Here is a 20,135-nt window from a genome sequence, read left to right as displayed (position 1 = left end):
TACGCAAGACTTCGCGAAGGCCGCCCGAGGGGCGGCCTTCGGCGTTTCCGGGGTCCGTTCCTCACCGACATCGACGCAAGCCGAAAGACGGAAGAGGAAGCATGGACCTGACACAGCTCGTGCACGACGAACGCCCCTTCGCACTGCTCCGCCGCCGAACCCCCGGCCACGACGCGAGCGCGGTGGAACTCCTCCTCGGACCGGTCACCGCCCACGACCGCCTCGCCTCCCTCCCCGACGAGTGCCTCGCCCTGATCCCCTTCCGGCAGATCCGCGAGCGCGGCTTCGACGTGCGGGACGACGGGACACCGCTGGCGGTCCTCACCCCCGAGGAGCGCTACGACATCCCGCTCGCCGAGGCGCTGGAACAGCTCCCCGCGCACGAGGTGCGGGTCGAGGGCGGCGGCTTCGACGTCGGCGACGAGGAGTACGGCGAGATCGTCGGACGGGTGCTGCGGGACGAGATCGGGCGGGGCGAGGGCGCGAACTTCGTGATCCGGCGCACCTACGAGGGCGAGCTCCCGGGATTCGGCAGAGCCGACGCCCTCGCGCTGTTCCGGCGGCTCCTCACGGGCGAGCGGGGCGCGTACTGGACGTTCGTCGTGCACACCGGGGACCGGACGCTGGTCGGGGCCAGCCCCGAGGTGCACGTCCGGATGTCCGGCGGCACGGTCGTCATGAACCCGATCAGCGGGACGTACCGCTATCCCGCCGGGGGACCCACCCCCGAACACCTGCTGGACTTCCTCGCCGACGGCAAGGAGATCGAGGAGCTGTCGATGGTCGTCGACGAGGAGCTCAAGATGATGTGCACGGTCGGCGACATGGGCGGGGTGGTCGTGGGGCCCCGGCTGAAGGAGATGGCGCACCTCGCGCACACCGAGTACGAGCTGCGCGGGAAGTCCTCGCTGGACGTGCGGGAGGTGTTGAAGGAGACGATGTTCGCGGCCACCGTCACCGGCTCCCCGGTGCAGAACGCCTGCCGGGTCATCGAACGGCACGAGGTCGGCGGGCGCGGCTACTACGCGGGCGCGCTGGCGCTGCTGGGCCGGGACCCGAGCGGGACGCAGACCCTCGACTCCCCCATCCTCATCCGGACCGCCGACATCGACGCGGCCGGGCGGCTGCGGGTCCCGGTCGGCGCCACGCTCGTGCGGGGTTCGGACCCGGCGGGCGAGGTCGCGGAGACACACGCGAAGGCGGCGGGGGTGCTGGCCGCTCTGGGCGTGCGTCCGGCCCGGCCACGCGCGGAGGCCGTACGGCCGCGGCTCGCCGACGACCCCCGGGTGCGGGCCGCGCTGGACGGGCGGCGGGCCTCGCTGGCGCCGTTCTGGCTGCGGATGCAGGAACGGACCGGGGAACTCGCCGGGCACGCGCTCGTCGTGGACGGCGAGGACACCTTCACGGCGATGCTCTCGCACGTCCTGCGGGCCGGCGGCCTCGAGGTGACCGTGCGCCGCTACGACTCGCCCGGTCTGCGGGAGGCCGTCCTCACGCACGAGGGGCCGGTGGTGCTGGGCCCCGGTCCGGGCGACCCCTCCGACCTCACCGACCCGAAGATGCGCTTCCTGCGGGAGCTGACCGCCCGGGTGCTCCGGGAACACCGGCACGGGGTGCTCGGCGTCTGCCTCGGGCACGAGCTGGTCGCGGCCGAACTGGGGCTGGACATCGTACGGAAGGAGGTGCCGTACCAGGGGGCGCAGACGGCCGTCGACCTGTTCGGGCGGGAGGAGACCGTCGGCTTCTACAACAGCTTCGTGGCGCGGTGCGACGACGAGGCCGCGCTGGAACTCGCCGCGCACGGGACCGAGGTGAGCCGGTCCGCGAACGGCGAGGTGCACGCCCTGCGGGGGCCCGGGTTCGCCGGGGTGCAGTTCCATCCGGAGTCGGTGCTGACCCTGAACGGCGCGGTGATCGTACGGGAACTGCTGGGGGCCCTGCGGCCGGTCGGCTAGCCGGACGGGGCCTCACTCGTCGTCGAGGCCCCGCTCGATGGCGTACCGGACCAGTTCCACCCTGTTGTGCAGCTGGAGCTTGCCGAGGGTGTTCTGCACGTGGTTCTGGACCGTGCGGTGGGATATGACGAGGCGTTCGGCGATCTGCTTGTAGCTCAGGCCCTTGGCGACCAGCCGCAGCACCTCGGTCTCCCGGTCGGTCAGGCGCGGCGTGTCCGGCCCGTCGGTACCGGGCACGGGGCCGGGGTCGGAGGCCAGCCGGCGGTACTCGCCGAGGACCAGCCCGGCGAGACCGGGGGTGAACACCGGGTCGCCGACGGCCGTCCGGCGCACCGCGTCCAGAAGTTCGTCCGTGGACGCCGACTTCAGCAGGTAGCCGGTCGCGCCGGACTTCACCGCCTCCAGCACGTCGGCGTGCTCGCCGCTCGCGGAGAGCACGAGGACGCGCAGCGCCGGATTGGCGGCGACGACCTCCTTGCACACCTGGACACCGGGCTTGGCGGGGAGGTTGAGGTCCAGGACGAGAACGTCGGGCGTGACGGCCTTCGCGCGCCGCACCGCCTGCTCGCCGTCACCGGCCGTGGCCACCACGTCGAAACCGGACTCGGCCAGGTCCCGGGCGACCGCGTCGCGCCACATGGGGTGGTCGTCCACCACCATGACCTTGGTCCGCTCCGGTCCCGGCCCCTGGTCCGGCCCCCGCTCCCGGCCCTGTCCGGGTCCCTGTTCCTGGCTCATCGGCGTCCCGCCCTCCCCCGCTGCACGTCCTGCTCCTTCGGTACCGTCAGTTCGACCTCGGTGCCCTGGCCCGGTGTCGAGATCAGTTCGGCGCTGCCGCCGAGGTCGCGCAGCCGGCCCCGGATCGACTGGGCGACCCCGAGCCGCCCCTCGCCCTCGGCCTGCGCGAGCCGCCCCTCCGGGATGCCCGGTCCGTCGTCCCGGACCGTGACGATCACCTCGTCGGGCTCGTCCTCGACCAGGATCCAGGCCCTGGCCTCCTCCCCGGCATGCCTGCGCACGTTGTCCAGGGCGGCGCCGACGGCCGCGGCCAGTTCCCGCGCCGCGGCCGGAGTCAGCAGCACCGGGGCGCCGGGCTCGGCGAGGCTGACCCGGGCCGCGGCGTACGGGGCGAGCAGTCCGCGCAGGTCGACGGGGCCGTCGCCCTCTCCGGCCGCCTCGGGCTCTTCGACCAGGCGGACGACGGCCCCCTCGGCCTCGTCCTCCGACACCCGGGAGACCGGGACGAGCCCGCCGGAGACCAGGGTGCGCAGCGCGACCTCCTGCTCCCCCGCCATCCGGCCCAGCTCGGCCGCCTCGCCGCCGATGACCACACCCCTGCGCTGCACCATGGCCAGCACCTGGAGCACCCCGTCGTGGATGTCCCGGGCGAGCCGTTCCCTCTCCCGGGTGGCGGCCTCGATCTCCAGGGCGCGGGCGAGGGTGCGCTCGGAGGCGCGGGCGACCTCGACGACGTAGCCGATGGCGATGGAGGCGACCCAGACGAGGATCACGTTGTGGACGGTGTCGCGGGCCGGGTGGCCGCGCTCGATCAGGTTGGCGGCGGCGACCGGTGTGGAGGCGAACGCGGCCCAGCGCCAGCCGCCCTTGATGGCGAAGGCGAGGACCGATCCGGCCGTCCAGATCGAGGGCAGGGTGGGACCGCCGCGGTCGATGTGCTGCTGGGTCACGACCAGCGGGGTCAGGAGGATGCCGGTGAGCGCGACGGCGAGGTCGACGGCGAGGAAGCGCTTGGTGCAGGCGGTGGCGTTCTGCACCCGGGGGACGGTGGCCAGGGTCCAGACGAAGAGGACGGCGAAGTAGCCGATGGCGACGCCGGGGCGGTCGTAGTCGTCGTACGCGGAGGCGGACAGGCCGACCGCGTACAGCATCGTCAGGACCCGGTAGGCGGTGAGCGCGCGCCACAGCGGCAGCTCGACCGACATCCTCATGACTCTCTCGCGCCTGGCCATCCGTGCCCCCACCCGGCCTGTCGGCCTACTGCTCTCTTTCCTTGTCCGCCTGGTCCTTCTCGGCCTGGGCCAGCGCCGCCCTGGCGGCCTTCTCCGCTTCCTTGTCGGCCTTCGCCGCCTCCGCGATCTGCCGCTTGGCGGCGGTCGCGTAGATGTCGACGTACTCCTGGCCGGAGAGCTTCATGATCTCGTACATGACCTCGTCGGTCAGGGCGCGCAGCACGAAACGGTCGTGGTCCATGCCCTCGTAGCGGCTGAAGTCCAGCGGCCTGCCTATCCGGATGCCCGGCCGCATCACCTTCGGCAGGATCTTCCCCGGCGGCTGGATCTTCTCGGTGTCGATCATGGCGACCGGGATGACGGGCGCGCCGGCGGCGAGCGCCACGCGCGCGAGGCCGCCGGGCTTGCCGCGGTAGAGGCGGCCGTCGGGAGAGCGGGTGCCCTCGGGGTAGATCCCGAACAGCTCCCCGCGCTCCAGCACCTCTATCCCGCTCCTGATCGCGGCCTCACCGGCACCGCGCCCGCCGGAGCGGTCCACCGGGAGCTGGCCGACGCCCCTGAAGAAGGCGGCCGTCAGCCGGCCCTTCACACCGGGCGTGGTGAAGTACTCGGCCTTCGCGATGAAGGTGACCTTGCGGTCCAGGACCGCGGGCAGGAAGAACGAGTCCGAGAAGGACAGGTGGTTGCTCGCCAGGATCGCGGGGCCCTCGGCCGGGATGTTCTCGAGGCCCTCCACCCAGGGCCTGAAGGTGACCTTGAGTGGTCCCCCGACCGCAACCTTCATCGCGCCGTACAACAACCGAGTGCCTCCTGTATGTGTCCTCAGACCTTATCCCGGGGCGGCGGCAAAGGCTCCGACGGCCCTGGTCGGTGTCAGTGGGGTCGCGTACCGTGAACCACACGTCCCTCCCGTGAAGAACAGACGAAGACAGGAGACCGAAGGTGCCGGTCCTTCCTGGAGCCGAGCCGTACCGCCATGAGGGCGGGGAGACCGGGGTCCTCCTCTGCCACGGCTTCACCGGTTCCCCGCAGTCGCTGCGCCCCTGGGCCCGGTATCTGGCCGGGCAGGGTCTGACCGTCTCCCTGCCGCTGCTGCCCGGGCACGGCACACGCTGGGAGGACATGGCCCTCACCGGCTGGCCCGACTGGTACGCGGAGGTGGACCGCGAGTTGCGGGCCCTGCGCGAGAGGTGCGCGCAGGTGTTCGTCTTCGGGCTGTCCATGGGCGGTGCCCTCGCCCTGCGGCTGGCCGCGAAGCACGGCGAGGCGGTGCGGGGCGTGGCCGTCGTCAATCCGGCGAACAAGGTGCACGGACTGTCCGCGTACGCCCTTCCCGTGGCCCGCCATCTGGTGCGGTCGACGAAGGGGATCACCAGCGACATCGCGAAGGAGGGCGGCGAGGAGGTCGGGTACGACCGGGTGCCGCTGCACTCGGCGCACTCCCTGCGAATCTTCCTGCGGCAGGTCGACGGTGAGCTCCCGCAGGTCACCCAGCCGCTGCTGCTGTTGCGCAGCGCCCAGGACCATGTCGTACCGGCGGCGGACTCGGCCCGGATCCTTGGCCGGGTGTCGTCGGCGGACGTGACCGAGATCCTCCTGGAACAGAGCTACCACGTGGCAACGTTGGACCACGATGCGGACCGGATCTTCGAGGAGAGCTACGCGTTCATCGCCCGGATCGCGCCCAGTGTCGGCAAGGAAGGGACGGCCGTAGGTGGCTGAGCACGACTCCGACCGCGAGGACCGGGAGAACCGGGAGGAGCGGGACGGCCAGGGCGGCCTGGAGGGCCTGGACGCTCGTCAGGGCCCGGAGCCGGAGGAGCAGAGTGTGCCGTTCGACGAGGAGGCGGCGTGGGCGGCCATCGTCGCGGGGTACGGCGAGGAGCCGCCGGACCCGCCGGGGGCCAGGCCGTTCAGGTCGATCGAGGATCTGGCGCTGCCGGACATCGGGACCGACGACGACGGATCCGGGGCGGGCGGGGGCGAACCGGGCAGAGAGCCCGCCGAGGACCCGGGCGAGGACGCGGGCGAGGAGCAGAAACCGGCCAAGCCGCTGGGCAGCTCCATCTCCTTCGCGCCCGGCGTGGGCCCGCGCGACCACTCGCTGCGCGAGCCGGCCGAGGAAGCCTTCGACGAGGACGACGAGGACGACGACGAGGGTCACTTCGTCCCGCCGGAGCCGCCGCCCCTGCCGGAGGCCGACACCACGGCCAAGTTCGCCTGGCTCGGGGTGATCGGCGGGCCGGTGCTGCTGTTGCTGGCGGTGCTGCTGGGCTGGGACATGACGTGGTGGCTGACGACCCTCTGCCTCGGCGGCTTCCTCGGCGGCTTCGCCACCCTGGTGGCCCGGATGCGCCCGGACGACGAGGACGACGAGGATCCGGGGCGGGGAGCGGTGGTCTAGCGGGGAGCGGCGGTCTGGCCGTCGGCGGGGACGCGGAGGGCGGCGAGGACCGGCAGATGGTCCGTGGCCGCCCTCAGGTCGTCCTCGGTGATGCCGGGGAGTCCGGTGGGGACCCCGCAGCCCAGTACCTCCACTCCCTTGGTCGCGAAGATGCCGTCGATACGGCGGTCCGGGGCGGTGGCGGGGAAGGTGTGCTCGGTGCCCCAGGGCGCGGCGGTACGGCAGTCCCGGAGGTCGGTGGCCAGTCGGCCGAAGGTGCGTCCGTCGGGGCGTTCGTTGATGTCGCCGCCCGCGACCGCGTGTTCCACGCCCATCCCCGCGAGCCGGTCGAGGAGCATCCCGCCCTGCTCGTAGCGCTCCCCCCGCTCCAGACTCAGATGGCAGCTGAGGACGCCGAGGCGGACGCCCGCGATGCGGACGACCGCGGTGGCGAAACCGCGCCGGTACCGTCCGGGGGTGAGGGGCAGCAGGACGTCCTCGGTGCGTTCGACGGTCGCCCGCAGGCTGCAGAGGACGGCGGGGCCGGCCGCAGTGCCGCCGCCGGTGAGGATCACCTGGCCGGTGGCCGCGGCGAGCCGGGCGAGTTTCTTGCGCCATCGGAAGAAGATCGGGGCTTCCTGGATCAGCACCAGATCGGGGGCGCAGGCGGAGATGACGCGGGCGAGGGCGGCGGTGTCGTCCCGCATGGAGCGGATGTTGTAGGTGAGAACCCTGACGACGGCTGAACCGTCCGGCTCCGTGATCGAGTGGGGAAGCACCAAGGTGGTCTCCATGGCGATCAACATACGACGATGCCCGCCGTCCCGGGACCGGGCACGGCGGGCACTGCGGCCGGGGACGCCTACATGATCGGGTCGGGTTCTCTCGCCAGGTCCGCCGCGCCGACCAGGCCGGCCTTGTTGCCGAGCTGAGCCGCGATGACGTCCGCCACCGGGCGCCAGTTGCCGCCGACCAGCCAGCGCTTGTAGGACTTGCGGATCGGGTCGAGGACCAGCTCGCCCTCGTCCGAGAGGCCGCCGCCGACGATGAAGGCGGACGGGTCGAAGAGGGAGGCGAGGTCGGCGAGGCCGGCCCCGGCCCAGCGGGCGAGCTCGCGGTAGGAGTCGACGGCCACCGGGTCGCCCTGGCGGGCGGCCATGGAGATGTGCTTGCCCTCGATGCCGTCGGGGGTGCCGTCGCCGAGGCCGAGGAGGGTCTCGGCGTGTTCCGGGGTGGCGTTGGCGCGCTGCTTGGCGTACCTCACCAGCGCCCGCCCCGAGGCGTACTGCTCCCAGCAGCCCTGTGAGCCGCAGCCGCACAGCAGACCGTCGGGGACCATGCGGATGTGGCCGAACTCGGCGGCGACGCCGAAGTGGCCGCGGCGCAGCTTGTTGCCGATGATGATGCCGCCGCCGAGGCCGGTGCCGAGCGTGATGCAGATGACGTTGCGGTGGCCCTTGCCCGCGCCGAACTTGTACTCGCCCCAGGCCGCCGCGTTGGCGTCGTTCTCCACGACGACGGGGAGGCCCACGCGGGCCTCGACCTTGTCCTTCAGCGGTTCCTGGCGCCAGTCGATGTTGGGGGCGAAGTAGACGGTGGAGCGCTGCCGGTTGACGTAACCGGCGGCTCCGATACCCACGCCGACGATCTCGTGGCCCGCGCGGGCGCCCTCCACCGCGGAGGCGATGGCGTCCACGATCGCCTCCGGCGTGCCCGGGGTCGGCACCTTGTAGGTCGAGAGGATGTTTCCTTCCTCGTCGACCACGCCGGCCGCGATCTTCGTGCCGCCGATGTCGACGCCGATGGTGAGTCCCATGAATCCCTCAGTTCCGGTCGAGCCCCGCTACGGCCAACCGTACCCGAGCGGTGTCAGTCCAAATCGATGCGTTCGCCGGGGCCGGCGCCCGTCCCCTCGTCGCGGTCGTGGGCGGTGCGCGGGTCCTGCGGGTCCTTCGCGCGGGTGGTCCAGCGGGTCTCCTGGTGCTGGACGGCGGAGCGGTAGGCGGCGAGGAGTTCGCCGCCGGCCGCCGCGAGGTGGTCGAAGACGTCGGGGTTGCGCTCGATGACGGGTTCGACGGCGGCCTTCGCCTGCTGGACGACCTGGCGGACCACCTGCTGGGCGGCGGGTCCGGCGACGGCGCCGAGCAGCGGGGACTGGATGCCGGAGAGTTTGTCGGCGACCGCGTCGACGAGCCTGCGCAGCTCCTCGGCGGCCGAACCCTCCGGCCGGCCCTGCTCGGCACGGCGGCGGGCCTTCTCCCGGGCCAGGTCCTCGGCGCAGGCGGTGGCCCAGGCGTCGGCGTCGGTCGCGCGGGGCTCCTCGGCGGCGGTCTCGGCCCCGGCGGCGTCGGGAGTGGGACGCTCTTCACTCATGACGGACTCCTGACGGCTCCTGGCGGACGTCCGACGGGACCGGGTACGGCGGGCTCGTCGGAGGCGGCACGTCTGATTACGGCTCGTCCCTACGACGTTACCCGAACGGCGGTACGTCGTTCACCGTGTCCGCGGCCGAGTGCACCGTGTCCGCGGCCACAGCTTCACCGTGCCTGCGGCCACAGCCCCGGATCCGGCGCGAACCGGATGCCCAGCCCTCCGTCGCGGAGGGCGGCGCCGTCCACCGTGCACCGGCGCAGGGCCGAGGGCAGCGGCACGATCCGGCGGAACGGCCCCGCGGTGAGGACGAGTTCGTCGCCGCGCCGGACGAGGTCCAGCTCGTCGCGTATGGCGCCGGGCAACGGGATCTCCCAGACGAACACGCCGTCCTGCGCGAGCCGGTCGGCCACGGGCCACCCGACCGGGGAGGTCGCCGTGTTGACGCCGGGGACGGCGAGGGCGGTCAGGTCGTCGGCGCCCCGGGGGTCGTGGCCCAGGTGGGCGACCGGTCGGGCCGCCGCGCCCCACTCCCCCAGGACCTTGCGCTGCTGGGTGACCAGCCGGTCCGCCCAGCCGCCGTCGGCGGCCGTCTCCGGCAGGACCCGGTTGGCGACGAGCGACTCGACCGGCAGGGCGCGCAGGGCGAGGCCGAGACGGGCGTCGCGGACCGCGTCGGCGCCGGCCGGGCCGGGCTCGGCGACGAGCCGTACGACGGTGTCGCGGTCGGCGAGGACCGCCTCCACGGCGGCCAGCTCCACGTCCCAGCGGGCGGTCGTCTCGTACAGCCACTCGGCGGGCATCGGCACCCCCGCCAGGCGGCCCAGGACGGGGCGCAGGGCGCGTGCGGCCTGCCGTTCCGGCGGAAGGAGCCGGCGCAGATAGCGGCGCAGTTCCTCGGGGAGGGCGAGCAGGGCGAGGGCCTCGGCGGTGGGCGGCAGGTCGACGACGAGCAGGTCGTGCGCCTCGGCGAGGGCGGCGTCCCGCAGGGCGCGCAGCAGGGTCAGCTCCTCGGCGCCGGGCAGCGGGGTGACCTCCTCGGGGTCCAGCCGGGAGGCGCCGAGCAGGTCGAGGACGGTGGAGGCACGCTCCTGGAAACCGGCGAGGTCGTCTCGGAAACCGGCGGTGGCGTCCGGGCGCCAGGCGGAGAGGCCCTCCGCGACCCGGACCGGTTCGGCGCCCGTGCGCATGCCGAGCGCGGCGCCGAGGGTGTCGGTGCGGTCGGTGCTGAGGACGAGGGTGCGGGTTCCCTCGCGGGCGGCGGCGAGGGCGGTGGCGGCGGCGACGGTGGTACGGCCGCTGCCGCCGGGGCCGGTGATCAGGATGGTGCGCATGGGGGTGAACCGTAACGGAGGCGGGACCGCCGTCAGGACGGCTGCTTACCCCCAGACTCCACGCGCTTCTTCAGGCCCGCCAGCGCCCGGTCGATGATGACCTTCTCCGCCTTGCGCTTGATCATGCCCAGCATCGGGATCTTGACGTCGACCGTCAGCTGGTAGGTCACCTCGGTGGCGCCCGCGCCTGCCGCCTTGAGGAGGTAGGAACCGTCGAGCTGACGGAGCATCTGGGACTTGACCAGGGTCCAGGACACCTCGTGCTCGCCGGTCCAGGTGTAGCCGAGGACCTGGTCGTCCTTGATGGCGCCGGCGTCCATGACGAGACGGACCTGCTCGGCCCGGCCCTGGGCGTCCTCCTTGAGGACCTCCGCCTGCTTCACCTCGCCGGTCCAGTCCGGGTAGCGGGCGAAGTCCGCGATCACGGCCATGACGTCGGCCGGGGCCGCCTCGATCGTGATGCTCGAGCTGGTGTGTTCCGCCATCGCCGTGACTCCTCCGGATACGGGCCCGTAAAGGTACGTGTGTGCAGCGTGAAGGCTACCGCGCGCTCAACCGGGCGACTTCACCACTCCAGCGCCCACGGCCTGCCGCTCCCCGCGAAGTGCCCCACGTTCACGCACTCGGTCGCCCCGATCCGCATCCGCCGGGCCAGCGGCTGGTGGACGTGGCCGAAGAGGGAGTAGCGGGGGCGGGTGCGGCGGATCGCGTCCAGGAGGGCGCGGCTGCCGCGTTCGAAACGGCGCGCCACGGTGTCGTAGACGAGTTCGGGGACCTCTGGCGGGATGTGGGTGCACAGGACGTCGACCTCGCCGACGGCCTCGATCTTCGCCGCGTACTCCTCGTCGCTGATCTCGTAGGGGGTGCGCATGGGGGTGCGCAGGCCGCCGCCGACGAAGCCGAAGACCCGGCCGCCGATCTCCACCCGCTGACCGTCGAGGACGGTCGTGCCCTCGCCCGCGTACTCGGGCCACAGAGCCGGCATGTCGACATTGCCGTAGGTGGCGTAGGTCGGGGTCGGGAAGGCGGCGAACAGTTCGGTGTACTGCTTGCGCACGGCCTTCTCGATCAGCGCGGCCCGGTCCCCGCCGATCCCGCCCCACAGGCGGGCGCCGAACTCGCGGGCCTCCTCGAAGCGGCGGGCGGTGCGCAGTTCGACGAGCCGGTCGGCGTTCTCCGCGCCGAAGAGGTCGGGGAAGATGCCGCGGGAGTGGTCTGCGTAGTCCAGGAAGAGGACGAGGTCACCCAGACAGATCAGAGCATCGGCACCTTCCCCGGCCAGGGCCAGGTCGCGGGCGTTGCCGTGCACATCGCTGACCACATGGATGCGTGTGGATGCCATGACGATCAAGAGTAGGCGTGTGGGGCATACGTGAACAGTGCCGACGGGAATAGCGGTTACTGGCCAGTCAGTAAAGGGGTGGACTACTGTCGGGCCGGAACACCATCCGTGTGACGCGGCGAACATCTCTCCGTACCCCCCTGTCGAAGAAGCCATACCGGCGGGTAACGTCCGGGCAGTCCAGACGTGCTCAGAGATTCAACGATCGAAGCCCTGAGCGCAGCCCGAGCCTTGGACCGCACCGTCGCAGCACACAACGTCGTGGCGCCGGCGCCCTATGAGGAGCAGCAGTCTTGCGCGAGTTCAGCCTTCCGGCTTTGTACGAGGTCCCTGCGGACGGCAATCTGACCGACATCGTCCGCAGAAACGCCGCGCAGCATCCCGACGTCGCCGTCATCGCCCGCAAGGCCGGCGGCGGGTGGCAGGACGTGACCGCGAAGGCCTTCCTGGCCGAGGTGCACGCCGCCGCCAAGGGCCTCATCGCCTCCGGTGTCCAGCCGGGCGACCGGGTCGGCCTGATGTCGCGCACCCGCTACGAGTGGACGCTGCTCGACTTCGCGATCTGGAGCGCGGGCGCGGTGACCGTGCCGGTGTACGAGACCAGCTCCGCCGAGCAGGTGCAGTGGATCCTCTCCGACTCGGGCGCGACCGCCGTGATCGTCGAGCTGGACGGCCACGGCGCCGCCGTCGAGTCGGTGCGGGACTCGCTGCCCGCGCTGAAGCACGTCTTCCAGATCGAGGACGGTGGCGTCGAGGAGCTCGGGCGGCTCGGCAAGGACGTCTCCGACCGGGCGGTCGAGGAGCGCAGCTCGCTCGCCAAGGCCGACGACCCGGCGACCATCGTGTACACCTCGGGCACGACGGGCCGGCCCAAGGGCTGTGTGCTCACCCACCGCAGCTTCTTCGCCGAGTGCGGGAACGTCGTCGAGCGGCTGCGCCCGCTGTTCCGCACCGGCGAGTGCAGCGTGCTGCTGTTCCTGCCGCTCGCCCACGTCTTCGGCCGGCTGGTGCAGATCGCCCCGATGATGGCGCCGATCAAGCTGGGCATGGTCCCGGACATCAAGAACCTCACGGACGAGCTGGCGTCGTTCCGCCCCACGCTGATCCTGGGCGTGCCGCGCGTCTTCGAGAAGGTCTACAACTCGGCGCGGGCCAAGGCGCAGGCCGACGGCAAGGGCGCGATCTTCGACAAGGCGGCGGACACCGCGATCGCCTACAGCAAGGCGCTGGAGCTGCCGTCGGGCCCGCCGCTCGGGCTGAAGATCAAGCACAGGGTGTTCGACAAGCTGGTCTACAGCAAGCTGCGCGCGGTGCTGGGCGGCAAGGGCGAATACGCGATCTCCGGCGGCGCCCCGCTGGGCGAGCGGCTCGGCCACTTCTTCCGCGGTATCGGCTTCACGGTCCTGGAGGGCTACGGGCTGACCGAGTCCTGTGCGGCGACCGCCTTCAACCCGTGGGACCGGCAGAAGATCGGTACGGTCGGGCAGCCGCTGCCGGGCTCGGTGGTGCGGATCGCGGACGACGGCGAGGTGCTGCTGCACGGCGAGCACCTGTTCAAGGAGTACTGGAACAACCCGGGTGCGACGGCCGAGGCGCTGGCCGACGGCTGGTTCCACACCGGTGACATCGGCACCCTCGACGAGGACGGCTACCTCCGGATCACCGGCCGCAAGAAGGAGATCATCGTCACCGCGGGCGGCAAGAACGTCGCCCCGGCCGTGATCGAGGACCGGATCCGGGCGCACGCCCTGGTCGCGGAGTGCATGGTGGTGGGCGACGGGCGGCCGTTCGTGGGCGCGCTGATCACCATCGACGAGGAGTTCCTCGGCCGTTGGGCGGCCGAGCACGGCAAGCCGGAGGGATCCACCGCGGCGTCGCTGAACCGGGACCCGGACCTGCTGGCCGCGATCCAGTCGGCGGTCGACGACGGCAACGCCGCGGTGTCGAAGGCGGAGTCTGTGCGGAAGTTCCGTGTTCTCTCCTCCCAGTTCACGGAGGACTCGGGCCACCTCACGCCGTCGCTGAAGCTCAAGCGCAACGTGGTGGCGAAGGACTACGCGGCGGAGATCGAGGCGATCTACGCCAAGTAGTCACCCGAGTACGAAGGTCATGGCGCGGTGTCCTCGGCGAGGACCCGCGCCATCGTGCGTTCGGCGAGCGCGGTGATGGTGACGAACGGGTTCACCCCGATGTTGCCGGGCACCAGTGAGCCGTCGGTGACGTACAGCTTCGAATACCCCTTCACGCGCCCGTAGCTGTCGGTCGCCTTCCCCAGCACGCAGCCGCCGAGCGGGTGGTAGGTGAAGTCGTCGGCGAAGACCTTGCTGGGGGAGCCGAAGAGGTCGGACCGGTAGATCGTCGAGTTCGCCGAGTTGATCCGGTCGAACAGCTTCTTCGCCATGCCGGAGGAGACCGAGCTCTGCGCGGCGCTCCAGTTGAGGCTCAGGGCGTTGTTGGCGTACGAGAACGCGGCGCGCTGCGGGTTCTTGGTGATCGCCAGATAGAGGCTGACCCAGTGCTCGAGGCCCGTCGGCAGCGGGGCTATCTCCGCGAAGACGGGGTTGTCGGTGTTGGCCCAGTCGTCGATGCCCATCACCGGCATGGTCGACTGGTTGGCGCCGACCGTGTCCCACAGGTGGTTGGCCCGCCCGAGCATCACGTTGCCGTTGGGCCCCCAGCCGGTCCCGACGCTCGCGTCCAGTGCCGGGAGCGTGCCCGTCTGCCGTGCCCTGACCAGGAGTTCGCTGGTCCCCAGGCTGCCGCCGCCGAGGAAGAGGTAGGTGCAGCCGTACTGCTTGGTCTCGACGACCGCGCCGGTGTCGTCGATGCGGTCGGCGGTGAGAACCCAGCTGCCGTCGCTCGCCCGGCTGATCCCGCGGACCTTCTCCATGGTGTGGATGGTGACGTTCCCGGTGCCGAGCGCGGCCGCCAGATATGTCTTGTCGAGGCTCTTCTTGCCGTAGTTGTTGCCGTAGATGACCTCCTGCCCGAGGGCCGACTTGGTGGCGGTGCCGGCGGCCTCGCGCTGCATGTAGCCGAAGTCGTAGACGCTGGGCACGAAGGTGGTCTTGAGACCGGTGTTGGCGGCGTGCTTCCGCGAGACCCGGGTGAACTGGTACCACTCGGTCGATTCGAACCAGGCGGGGTCGATCGTGTTGACGCCGAGCATGGCGCGGGCGCGCGGGAAGTACGTGCTGTACATCTCCGTGGCGTCCACCGTGGGGAACTGCTCGGCGAAGTAGGACTGCAGCGGGGTGACCGCCATCGAGCCGTTGACCAGGGAGCCGCCGCCCACGCCGCGGCCGACGAAGACGGACATGTTGTCGAAGTGCACCCGGTCCAGGGCCCCTGGGTAGGGGTTGATGTCCTTGTTGACGACGTCCAGCCACAGGAAGGTGGCGAGCGGCGCCTCGGTACGGGTCTTGAACCACATGGAGCGCTGGTCGGGGTTGGCGGTGTTGCAGAAGACCTTTCCGTCGGAGCCGGTGGTGTTCCACAGCCGGCCCATCTCGATGACGAGGGTGCGGATGCCGGCCTGGCCGAGGCGGAGGGCGGCGACGGAGGCGCCGTAGCCGGAGCCGACGACGATCGCGGGCGCGGACTCGACCGCGGCGGGCTCGTCCGCCTGGGCCGACTTGAGTCCCACGCGGGTGAAGCCGAGGGTGGCCGCCGTCTGGAGGGCGGCCATACCAAGGATGTGACGTCTCGTCAGCTGACGCTGCATCAGTTTGGCTGTCATGTGCGCAGCATCAGCTGATTGCCGTCAATAGGCCAGACCAAAAGGGGAAAAGTCTAGAGCAACGTCTTCAGCCGCTCCGCGAGGAGATCCCAGCGCCACTTCTCCTCCACCCACTGCCGCCCCCGCTCCCCCATCCGGCGGCGCAGCCCGGCGTCCTGCAGCAGCACCACGATCCGCTCGGCGGCGTCGGCAGGGGAGCCGCCCGGCACGACCCATCCGGTCTCCCCGTCGAGCACGGCGTCGGGCGCGCCGCCGGAGTCCCCGGCGACGACGGGCAGGCCGGTCGCGGACGCCTCCAGGTAGACGATCCCGAGCCCCTCGACGTCCAGCCCGCCGCGCCGCGTCCGGCAGGGCATCGCGAAGACGTCCCCTGCGCCGTAGTGCGCGGGCAGCTCGGACCACGGCACGGCGCCGGTGAAGCGCACCGCCCCCGCGACCCCGGTCTCCTGCGCGAGCCGCCGCAGGTCCTTCTCGTACGGCCCGCCCCCGACGATCAGCAGGACGGCGTCCGGCTCGGCGGCCAGGATCCGCGGCATGGCCAGGATCAGCGTGTCCTGCCCCTTGCGCGGCACCAGCCGCGAGACGCACACCACCACCGGCCGGCCGGTCAGTCCGAGCCGTGCCCGCACCTCGTCGCCGCCGGAGCTGGGGTGGAAGGTCTTCTCGTCGACGCCCGGCGGCAGCTGCACCATCCGCCCGGCCGCCGCGGGACCGAGCGCGGGCGCGATCCGCGAACGCGTGTACTCACCGAGGTAGGTGATCGTGTCGGTGGTCTCCCCGATCCGGCCGAGCAGCTGCCGGGAGGCGGGCAGCTGCGCCCAGCCGGCCTCGTGCCCGTGGGTGGTCGCCACCAGCCGCCGGGCACCGGCCCGGCGCAGCGCGGGTGCCATCAGGCCGAGCGGCGCGGCCGCCCCGAACCACACCGACGTGCACCCGTGCTCCCGCAGCAGCCCTACGGCCCGCCGGGTCGCCCCGGGCGTGGGCAGCAGCATGGTCGTGGAGTCCCGTACGACGGTGAAGGGCTGCTCGGCGTCGAAGGCGGCGGTCGCCTCGATGCCCTCCCGGGACCGCTTCCAGGTGGAGGCGTAGACGACCAGGCGGTCCGGGTCGAGCCGGAGCGCCATGTTGTGCAGGAACGCCTGGATACCGCCGGGGCGGGGCGGGAAGTCGTTCGTCACGATCAGGGTCTTGTGCATAGCGGCCATCGCAGCCGACCTTATCCAAACGCCACTCACAGCCGCGCGGGGCCGCGCCTCACAGCCGACGGGGGGATCATGGCCGCATGACGACGAAGGCCCCGGGGTCACCCCTGACCCCGCTGCTCACGACCTGGGGCGTGACCCGGCTCGTCCTGCTGCTCTTCGTCTTCAAGGTGTTCGTCTTCCCCGGCCCTGACGTCACGACCGACGTGTCGTCGATCTACCAGGGCTGGTACGACGTCCTGCGCACCGGCACGTTTCCGCGGGCCGACGTCACCTGGCAGTACCCGCCCGCCGCCGCCCTCGCGATCCTCTCCCCCGCCCTCCTTCCCTTCCTCTCCTACGCGCAGGCCTTCTTCGTCCTGGCCTTCCTGGCGGACCTGGCCGTCCTGACGCTGCTGCTCTCGTCGGGTCTGCGCCCCGGCCGCTCGCCGCGCGGCGCCTGGCTGTGGGTGGCGGGCGTGCCGCTGCTCGGCCCGACGGTCTACGCCCGCTACGACGTGATGGTGACCGCGGTGGCCGTGGCCGCGCTGGTCGCGGGTGCCCGGCATCCCCGGGCGATGGGCGCGCTGACGGGCCTGGCGGCCATGCTGAAGGTCTGGCCGGTCCTCCTCCTTGCGGGAGCGGCACGCCGCCGCTCCTGGACCGCGGCCGCGCTGACGGCCGCCGTACTGTCCGCCCTCTTCGCGCTCACCGTGCCGGGCGCCTTCGCCTTCCTCACCTTCCAGCGGGACCGGGGCACCGAGGTGGAGTCGCTGGGCGCGCTCGTCTTCCACACGGCCCGCTGGTTCGGCTGGCGGGGCGAGGTGCTGCTGAACTACGGCTCGGTGGAGTTCCTCGGCCCGTACGTGGCCGTGGTGAGCGACGCGGCCCTGTTCCTGACCGCCCTCGCCTTCGGCTGGCTGCTGCTGTGGCGCCTGACTGCGAAACGCTTCGCCCCGCACACCCTCGCCGACGCGGCGTTCACGGCCGTCCTGCTGTTCACGGTCACCAGCCGGGTGATCAGCCCCCAGTACCTGGTGTGGCTGGTCGGCCTCGCGGCGGTCTGCCTCTGCTTCCGCGCGACCCGCATGACCGGCCCCGCAGCACTGGTCCTGGCCGCCTGCCCCCTGACGGTCCTGGAGTTCCCCGTGTTCTTCGCGGACGTCGTCGACAGCACCCCTCTCGGCATCACCCTCCTCCTCCTGCGCAACGGCCTCCTGCTCACCGCCGCCCTCACGGCAGCCGCCCGGCTGTGGCAATCGACGGCCCCCCGGCCCGTCCCGGCCTCCCTCCCCGATCAGCCCACCCTCACCCACGAACGCACCCCCGCCTCCTGACGCAGCCCCACCCCCACCCCCACCGCCGTACACCGCACGCCCCTCGCGGGCGCCGGCGCCCGCGGCGACGGGCGAGGCGATCGCGCGGCCGACTCAGCCGAGCCGAGTCTTCAGGTAGGTCCGCCAGGCCGCGGTGAAGTCCGGCAGGGACGTGCCCAGCACGGTGCTCAGCGCGGTCTCCACCGCTCCCGCACGATTCCGGTGGGTGGCGACGGACCGGTAGAAGGCGTTCAGTTTCGTCTCGCCCCAGCGGTCGGCGATCATCCGGCAGGCCAGCCAGCCGCCCTCGTACGCCTGGGCGAGGCGGGTCGGGTCGGCGGAGAAGCCGAAGGCGCTGTCGGTGGGGAGCGCCGCCGGGACGTCTCCCCCGGCGACGGCTCCGCGGAGTTCGGGGGCCACCTGCCGCGGGGTGCGGCCGGTGCCGCGGTAGCCGACCCAGTCGGCGTATCCCTCGGACAGCCACAGCGGGGTGGCCGCGTTCGTGTGGGCGCGGGTGGCGACGTGGGTGGTCTCGTGCGTGAGGACGACCTGCCGGCCGAGCGAGCCGAGCTGGGCGTACGCCTCCGGGTTGACGACCACCCGGTCGGCCGGCGTCCGTGCCCCGCCACCGGTCTCGCCGCCGGTCTCGCCGCCGGTCTCGCCGGTGGTGACCGCGGCGATCCCCCGGTAGGAGGAGGCGGGCGAGCCCAGCAGCCCCGCCATGGCCTGGAGCGACCCCGGCACGAGGACGACGACGTGTCCCGCCCAGTCCGTGCCCCAGGCCGCCGACACCTCCGGGACCGCGCGGTCGGCGAGGTCCGCGAAGGAGCGGAGCCTGGCCGCCGGCTGCCCGACCCCCAGCACCAGGCTGTGCACGCCCCGTACGGCGCTCACCGCTCCCTGGTCCCACAGCTGCTCGCCGGCCTGCTGCGCGGGCCGCTCGGAGGCCACCGACCAGCCTCCGCCGGAGTCCCGGGTCAGGCGCAGGGTGCGGGCCGCGGTCACCGGGGCCCGGTCGTAGCCCTCGACGCGGTAGCTCAGCGTGGCCTCGGCGGTGGCGGAGTCGCCCGCACGGCGGACGGCGGTGACCCGGTAGGACCAGGCGGCCAGCGGGACTGCAGCGAGGTTCGCGTACCCGGCCGTCGTACCGGTGGCGGCGTAGGCCCGGGAGTCGTGGGCGAGGACGGCGGCCGCCCGCCGGTCCAGCACCCGCTGGACCTCGGCCCCGGCGGTGTCGGCCGTCGGGCGCCCGCCGCAGCCGGCCAGGGCCACGAGCAGTGAGACGAGCAGCAGACAGAGCCCGAGGACCCCGGATCCACGCACCCGCCCACGATCAGCCATCCCCCAGATCGTACGGTGGCCCGCCCCGAGGGGTCCCGGTCAGGGCCTGGTCACCGATGACACCGGCATCATCCCGACCGGGTCGTAGCGCACCGGCGCGCCCGGGTAGGGGGCGTGGATGACCTGGCCGTTGCCGACGTACATGCCGACGTGGCTGGCGTCGGAGCGGTAGGTGACGATGTCGCCCGGCTGGGCCTGGGAGAGCGGGACGCGGCGGCCGGCGTGCGCCTGGGCCTGCGAGGTGCGCGGCAGGGACACCCCGGCCCGCGCGTACGACCACTGCATCAGCCCCGAGCAGTCGAAGCCGGAGGGGCCGTTCGCGCCCCAGACGTACGGCTTGCCGAGCGCGGAGCGGGCCGCGGCGAGCGCGGCGGCCGCCCGGCCCGAGGCGGGGACGGCACCGGCGAGGTCGGGCAGGCCGGAACGGCCGGAGCGGGTGGCCCGGTCGTAGGCGGCGCGTTCGGCGGTCGACAGGGCGTTGAGCAACTGTCGGGCGCGGGCGAGTTTCCGCTCCACGGTCCGCTTGTGCCGGAAGACGGCCTTGCGGCTCTTCTCCAGCGCGGCGAGCTTGCCGGTGGCCTCGGTGCGCTCCTGGGCGAGCACGCGCATCGCGCCCTGGAGGTCCTTGAGCTCCTCGGCCTGATGGAGGGTGATCCGGTCGAGGGTGGCCGCCTTGGCGAGGTAGTCGTCCGGGTCGTCGGAGAACAGCAGCGCCAGGGCGGGGTCGAGGCCGCCCGCCCGGTACTGGGCGCCGGCCAGCGCGCCGAGCCGCTCACGCAGGTCGTTGATGCGCCCCTGCTGCCGGGCGATCCGGTCCTGCGCGTCGCCCACTTCCCCGCGCAGGTCGTCGGCGCGTTCCTCGGCCTTGTTGAAGGCCTCGGTGGCTTTCTCCGCCTCCTCGTAGAGCCGGTCCACCTCGGCCCGGGTGTCGTCGTGCGGCGCGGCCGCGGCCGGTACGGCGGACACGAGGGCGGTGGCCGCGGCGGACAGCGCGCACAGGGCGCGGCCTACGCCCCGGTCGGACCCGGACGGTGCAAGGCGGCGATGGGACCCCACGGAAAGCCGCGCTCCTTCCACTGGCTGACGAAACGCGGCAGACAGTAGCCCCGTGTCCAGGTGGTGGCCAAAGACCTCCGGGGGGCGCGCACAGGGGCGCCCCGCCGCTGACGCAGGTCACCGACGGGGCGCGGGGTCACTTCGAGTT

General features: G+C 72.5%; 18 protein-coding genes. 5 read left to right on the top strand and 13 right to left on the bottom strand.

Translation table 11 applies throughout. The annotated features are described in order from the left end of the window. The first annotated feature begins 101 nt into the window (after nucleotides 1-101). On the top strand, nucleotides 102-1,955 hold the full coding sequence (locus tag ABT057_RS37475; RefSeq protein ID WP_352348368.1) for an anthranilate synthase family protein: 1,854 nt from the start codon (nucleotides 102-104) through the stop codon (nucleotides 1,953-1,955). Nucleotides 1,956-1,967: 12 nt separating this feature from the next. Here the strand turns inward: ABT057_RS37475 and ABT057_RS37470 are convergent, their stop codons facing one another. From ABT057_RS37470 to ABT057_RS37460, 3 genes are all read right to left on the bottom strand, one after another. Then, nucleotides 1,968-2,615, bottom strand: a complete 648-nt coding sequence (locus ABT057_RS37470; protein ID WP_352348421.1) for a response regulator — start codon at nucleotides 2,613-2,615, stop codon at nucleotides 1,968-1,970. A 74-nt stretch (nucleotides 2,616-2,689) separates the two neighbouring features. Further along, nucleotides 2,690-3,925: a MacS family sensor histidine kinase gene (gene macS, locus ABT057_RS37465; protein ID WP_352348367.1), complete on the bottom strand. Its 1,236-nt coding sequence runs from the start codon at nucleotides 3,923-3,925 to the stop codon at nucleotides 2,690-2,692. A gap of 25 nt (nucleotides 3,926-3,950) precedes the next feature. After that, nucleotides 3,951-4,709, bottom strand: a complete 759-nt coding sequence (locus ABT057_RS37460; protein WP_352348366.1) for a lysophospholipid acyltransferase family protein — start codon at nucleotides 4,707-4,709, stop codon at nucleotides 3,951-3,953. Nucleotides 4,710-4,867: 158 nt separating this feature from the next. Here ABT057_RS37460 and ABT057_RS37455 point away from each other — a divergent pair, with 158 nt between their 5' ends. Both ABT057_RS37455 and ABT057_RS37450 read left to right on the top strand, forming a co-directional pair. Then, nucleotides 4,868-5,647: an alpha/beta hydrolase gene (locus ABT057_RS37455; protein WP_352348365.1), complete on the top strand. Its 780-nt coding sequence runs from the start codon at nucleotides 4,868-4,870 to the stop codon at nucleotides 5,645-5,647. Beyond that, the gene (locus ABT057_RS37450; protein ID WP_352348364.1) at nucleotides 5,640-6,329 is read left to right on the top strand and encodes a hypothetical protein; all 690 of its coding nucleotides are present in this window, start codon (nucleotides 5,640-5,642) and stop codon (nucleotides 6,327-6,329) included. The genes ABT057_RS37455 and ABT057_RS37450 overlap by 8 nt, the downstream gene beginning before the upstream one ends. Here ABT057_RS37450 and ABT057_RS37445 read toward each other — a convergent pair. The 6 genes from ABT057_RS37445 to ABT057_RS37420 form a co-directional block, all read right to left on the bottom strand. Then, nucleotides 6,326-7,102 (bottom strand): endonuclease/exonuclease/phosphatase family protein, encoded by a 777-nt coding sequence (locus ABT057_RS37445; protein ID WP_352348363.1) that lies wholly within the window; start codon nucleotides 7,100-7,102, stop codon nucleotides 6,326-6,328. The genes ABT057_RS37450 and ABT057_RS37445 overlap by 4 nt on opposite strands. A gap of 68 nt (nucleotides 7,103-7,170) precedes the next feature. Next, nucleotides 7,171-8,124 (bottom strand): ROK family glucokinase, encoded by a 954-nt coding sequence (locus ABT057_RS37440; protein ID WP_352348362.1) that lies wholly within the window; start codon nucleotides 8,122-8,124, stop codon nucleotides 7,171-7,173. A gap of 53 nt (nucleotides 8,125-8,177) precedes the next feature. Next, nucleotides 8,178-8,681 (bottom strand): DUF5304 domain-containing protein, encoded by a 504-nt coding sequence (locus ABT057_RS37435; RefSeq protein WP_352348361.1) that lies wholly within the window; start codon nucleotides 8,679-8,681, stop codon nucleotides 8,178-8,180. Between the two features lie 164 nt (nucleotides 8,682-8,845). Then, nucleotides 8,846-10,012 (bottom strand): ArsA family ATPase, encoded by a 1,167-nt coding sequence (locus ABT057_RS37430; protein WP_352348360.1) that lies wholly within the window; start codon nucleotides 10,010-10,012, stop codon nucleotides 8,846-8,848. A 32-nt stretch (nucleotides 10,013-10,044) separates the two neighbouring features. Continuing rightward, nucleotides 10,045-10,497 carry an SRPBCC family protein gene (locus tag ABT057_RS37425; RefSeq protein WP_352348359.1) on the bottom strand — a complete coding sequence of 151 codons (453 nt, stop codon included), beginning with the start codon at nucleotides 10,495-10,497 and terminating at the stop codon, nucleotides 10,045-10,047. A gap of 80 nt (nucleotides 10,498-10,577) precedes the next feature. After that, on the bottom strand, nucleotides 10,578-11,333 hold the full coding sequence (locus tag ABT057_RS37420) for a metallophosphoesterase family protein (RefSeq protein WP_352348420.1): 756 nt from the start codon (nucleotides 11,331-11,333) through the stop codon (nucleotides 10,578-10,580). A 314-nt stretch (nucleotides 11,334-11,647) separates the two neighbouring features. Here ABT057_RS37420 and ABT057_RS37415 point away from each other — a divergent pair, with 314 nt between their 5' ends. Further along, nucleotides 11,648-13,444, top strand: coding sequence for an AMP-dependent synthetase/ligase (locus tag ABT057_RS37415; RefSeq protein WP_352348358.1), 1,797 nt, complete (start codon nucleotides 11,648-11,650; stop codon nucleotides 13,442-13,444). A 17-nt stretch (nucleotides 13,445-13,461) separates the two neighbouring features. On the opposite strand, the gene ABT057_RS37410 is transcribed toward ABT057_RS37415, so the two are convergent. Further along, nucleotides 13,462-15,093, bottom strand: coding sequence for a GMC oxidoreductase (locus ABT057_RS37410; RefSeq protein ID WP_502974029.1), 1,632 nt, complete (start codon nucleotides 15,091-15,093; stop codon nucleotides 13,462-13,464). Between the two features lie 53 nt (nucleotides 15,094-15,146). Beyond that, nucleotides 15,147-16,289 (bottom strand): glycosyltransferase family 4 protein, encoded by a 1,143-nt coding sequence (locus ABT057_RS37405; protein WP_352348357.1) that lies wholly within the window; start codon nucleotides 16,287-16,289, stop codon nucleotides 15,147-15,149. An 86-nt stretch (nucleotides 16,290-16,375) separates the two neighbouring features. Between ABT057_RS37405 and ABT057_RS37400 the strand changes: the two genes are divergently transcribed. Continuing rightward, nucleotides 16,376-17,611, top strand: coding sequence for a glycosyltransferase 87 family protein (locus ABT057_RS37400; RefSeq protein WP_352348356.1), 1,236 nt, complete (start codon nucleotides 16,376-16,378; stop codon nucleotides 17,609-17,611). A gap of 93 nt (nucleotides 17,612-17,704) precedes the next feature. On the opposite strand, the gene ABT057_RS37395 is transcribed toward ABT057_RS37400, so the two are convergent. Then, nucleotides 17,705-18,931: a hypothetical protein gene (locus tag ABT057_RS37395; RefSeq protein WP_352348355.1), complete on the bottom strand. Its 1,227-nt coding sequence runs from the start codon at nucleotides 18,929-18,931 to the stop codon at nucleotides 17,705-17,707. Between the two features lie 39 nt (nucleotides 18,932-18,970). Next, nucleotides 18,971-19,987, bottom strand: coding sequence for a C40 family peptidase (locus tag ABT057_RS37390; protein ID WP_352348354.1), 1,017 nt, complete (start codon nucleotides 19,985-19,987; stop codon nucleotides 18,971-18,973). Nucleotides 19,988-20,135 lie beyond the last annotated feature (148 nt).

It is taken from the genome of Streptomyces sp. NPDC002588, from assembly GCF_040295925.1.
In the GTDB taxonomy this organism is placed as follows: Bacteria; Actinomycetota; Actinomycetes; order Streptomycetales; family Streptomycetaceae; genus Streptomyces.
Note: the sequence above shows the minus strand (reverse complement) of the source record. Positions and strands in the feature narration are given on the sequence as shown.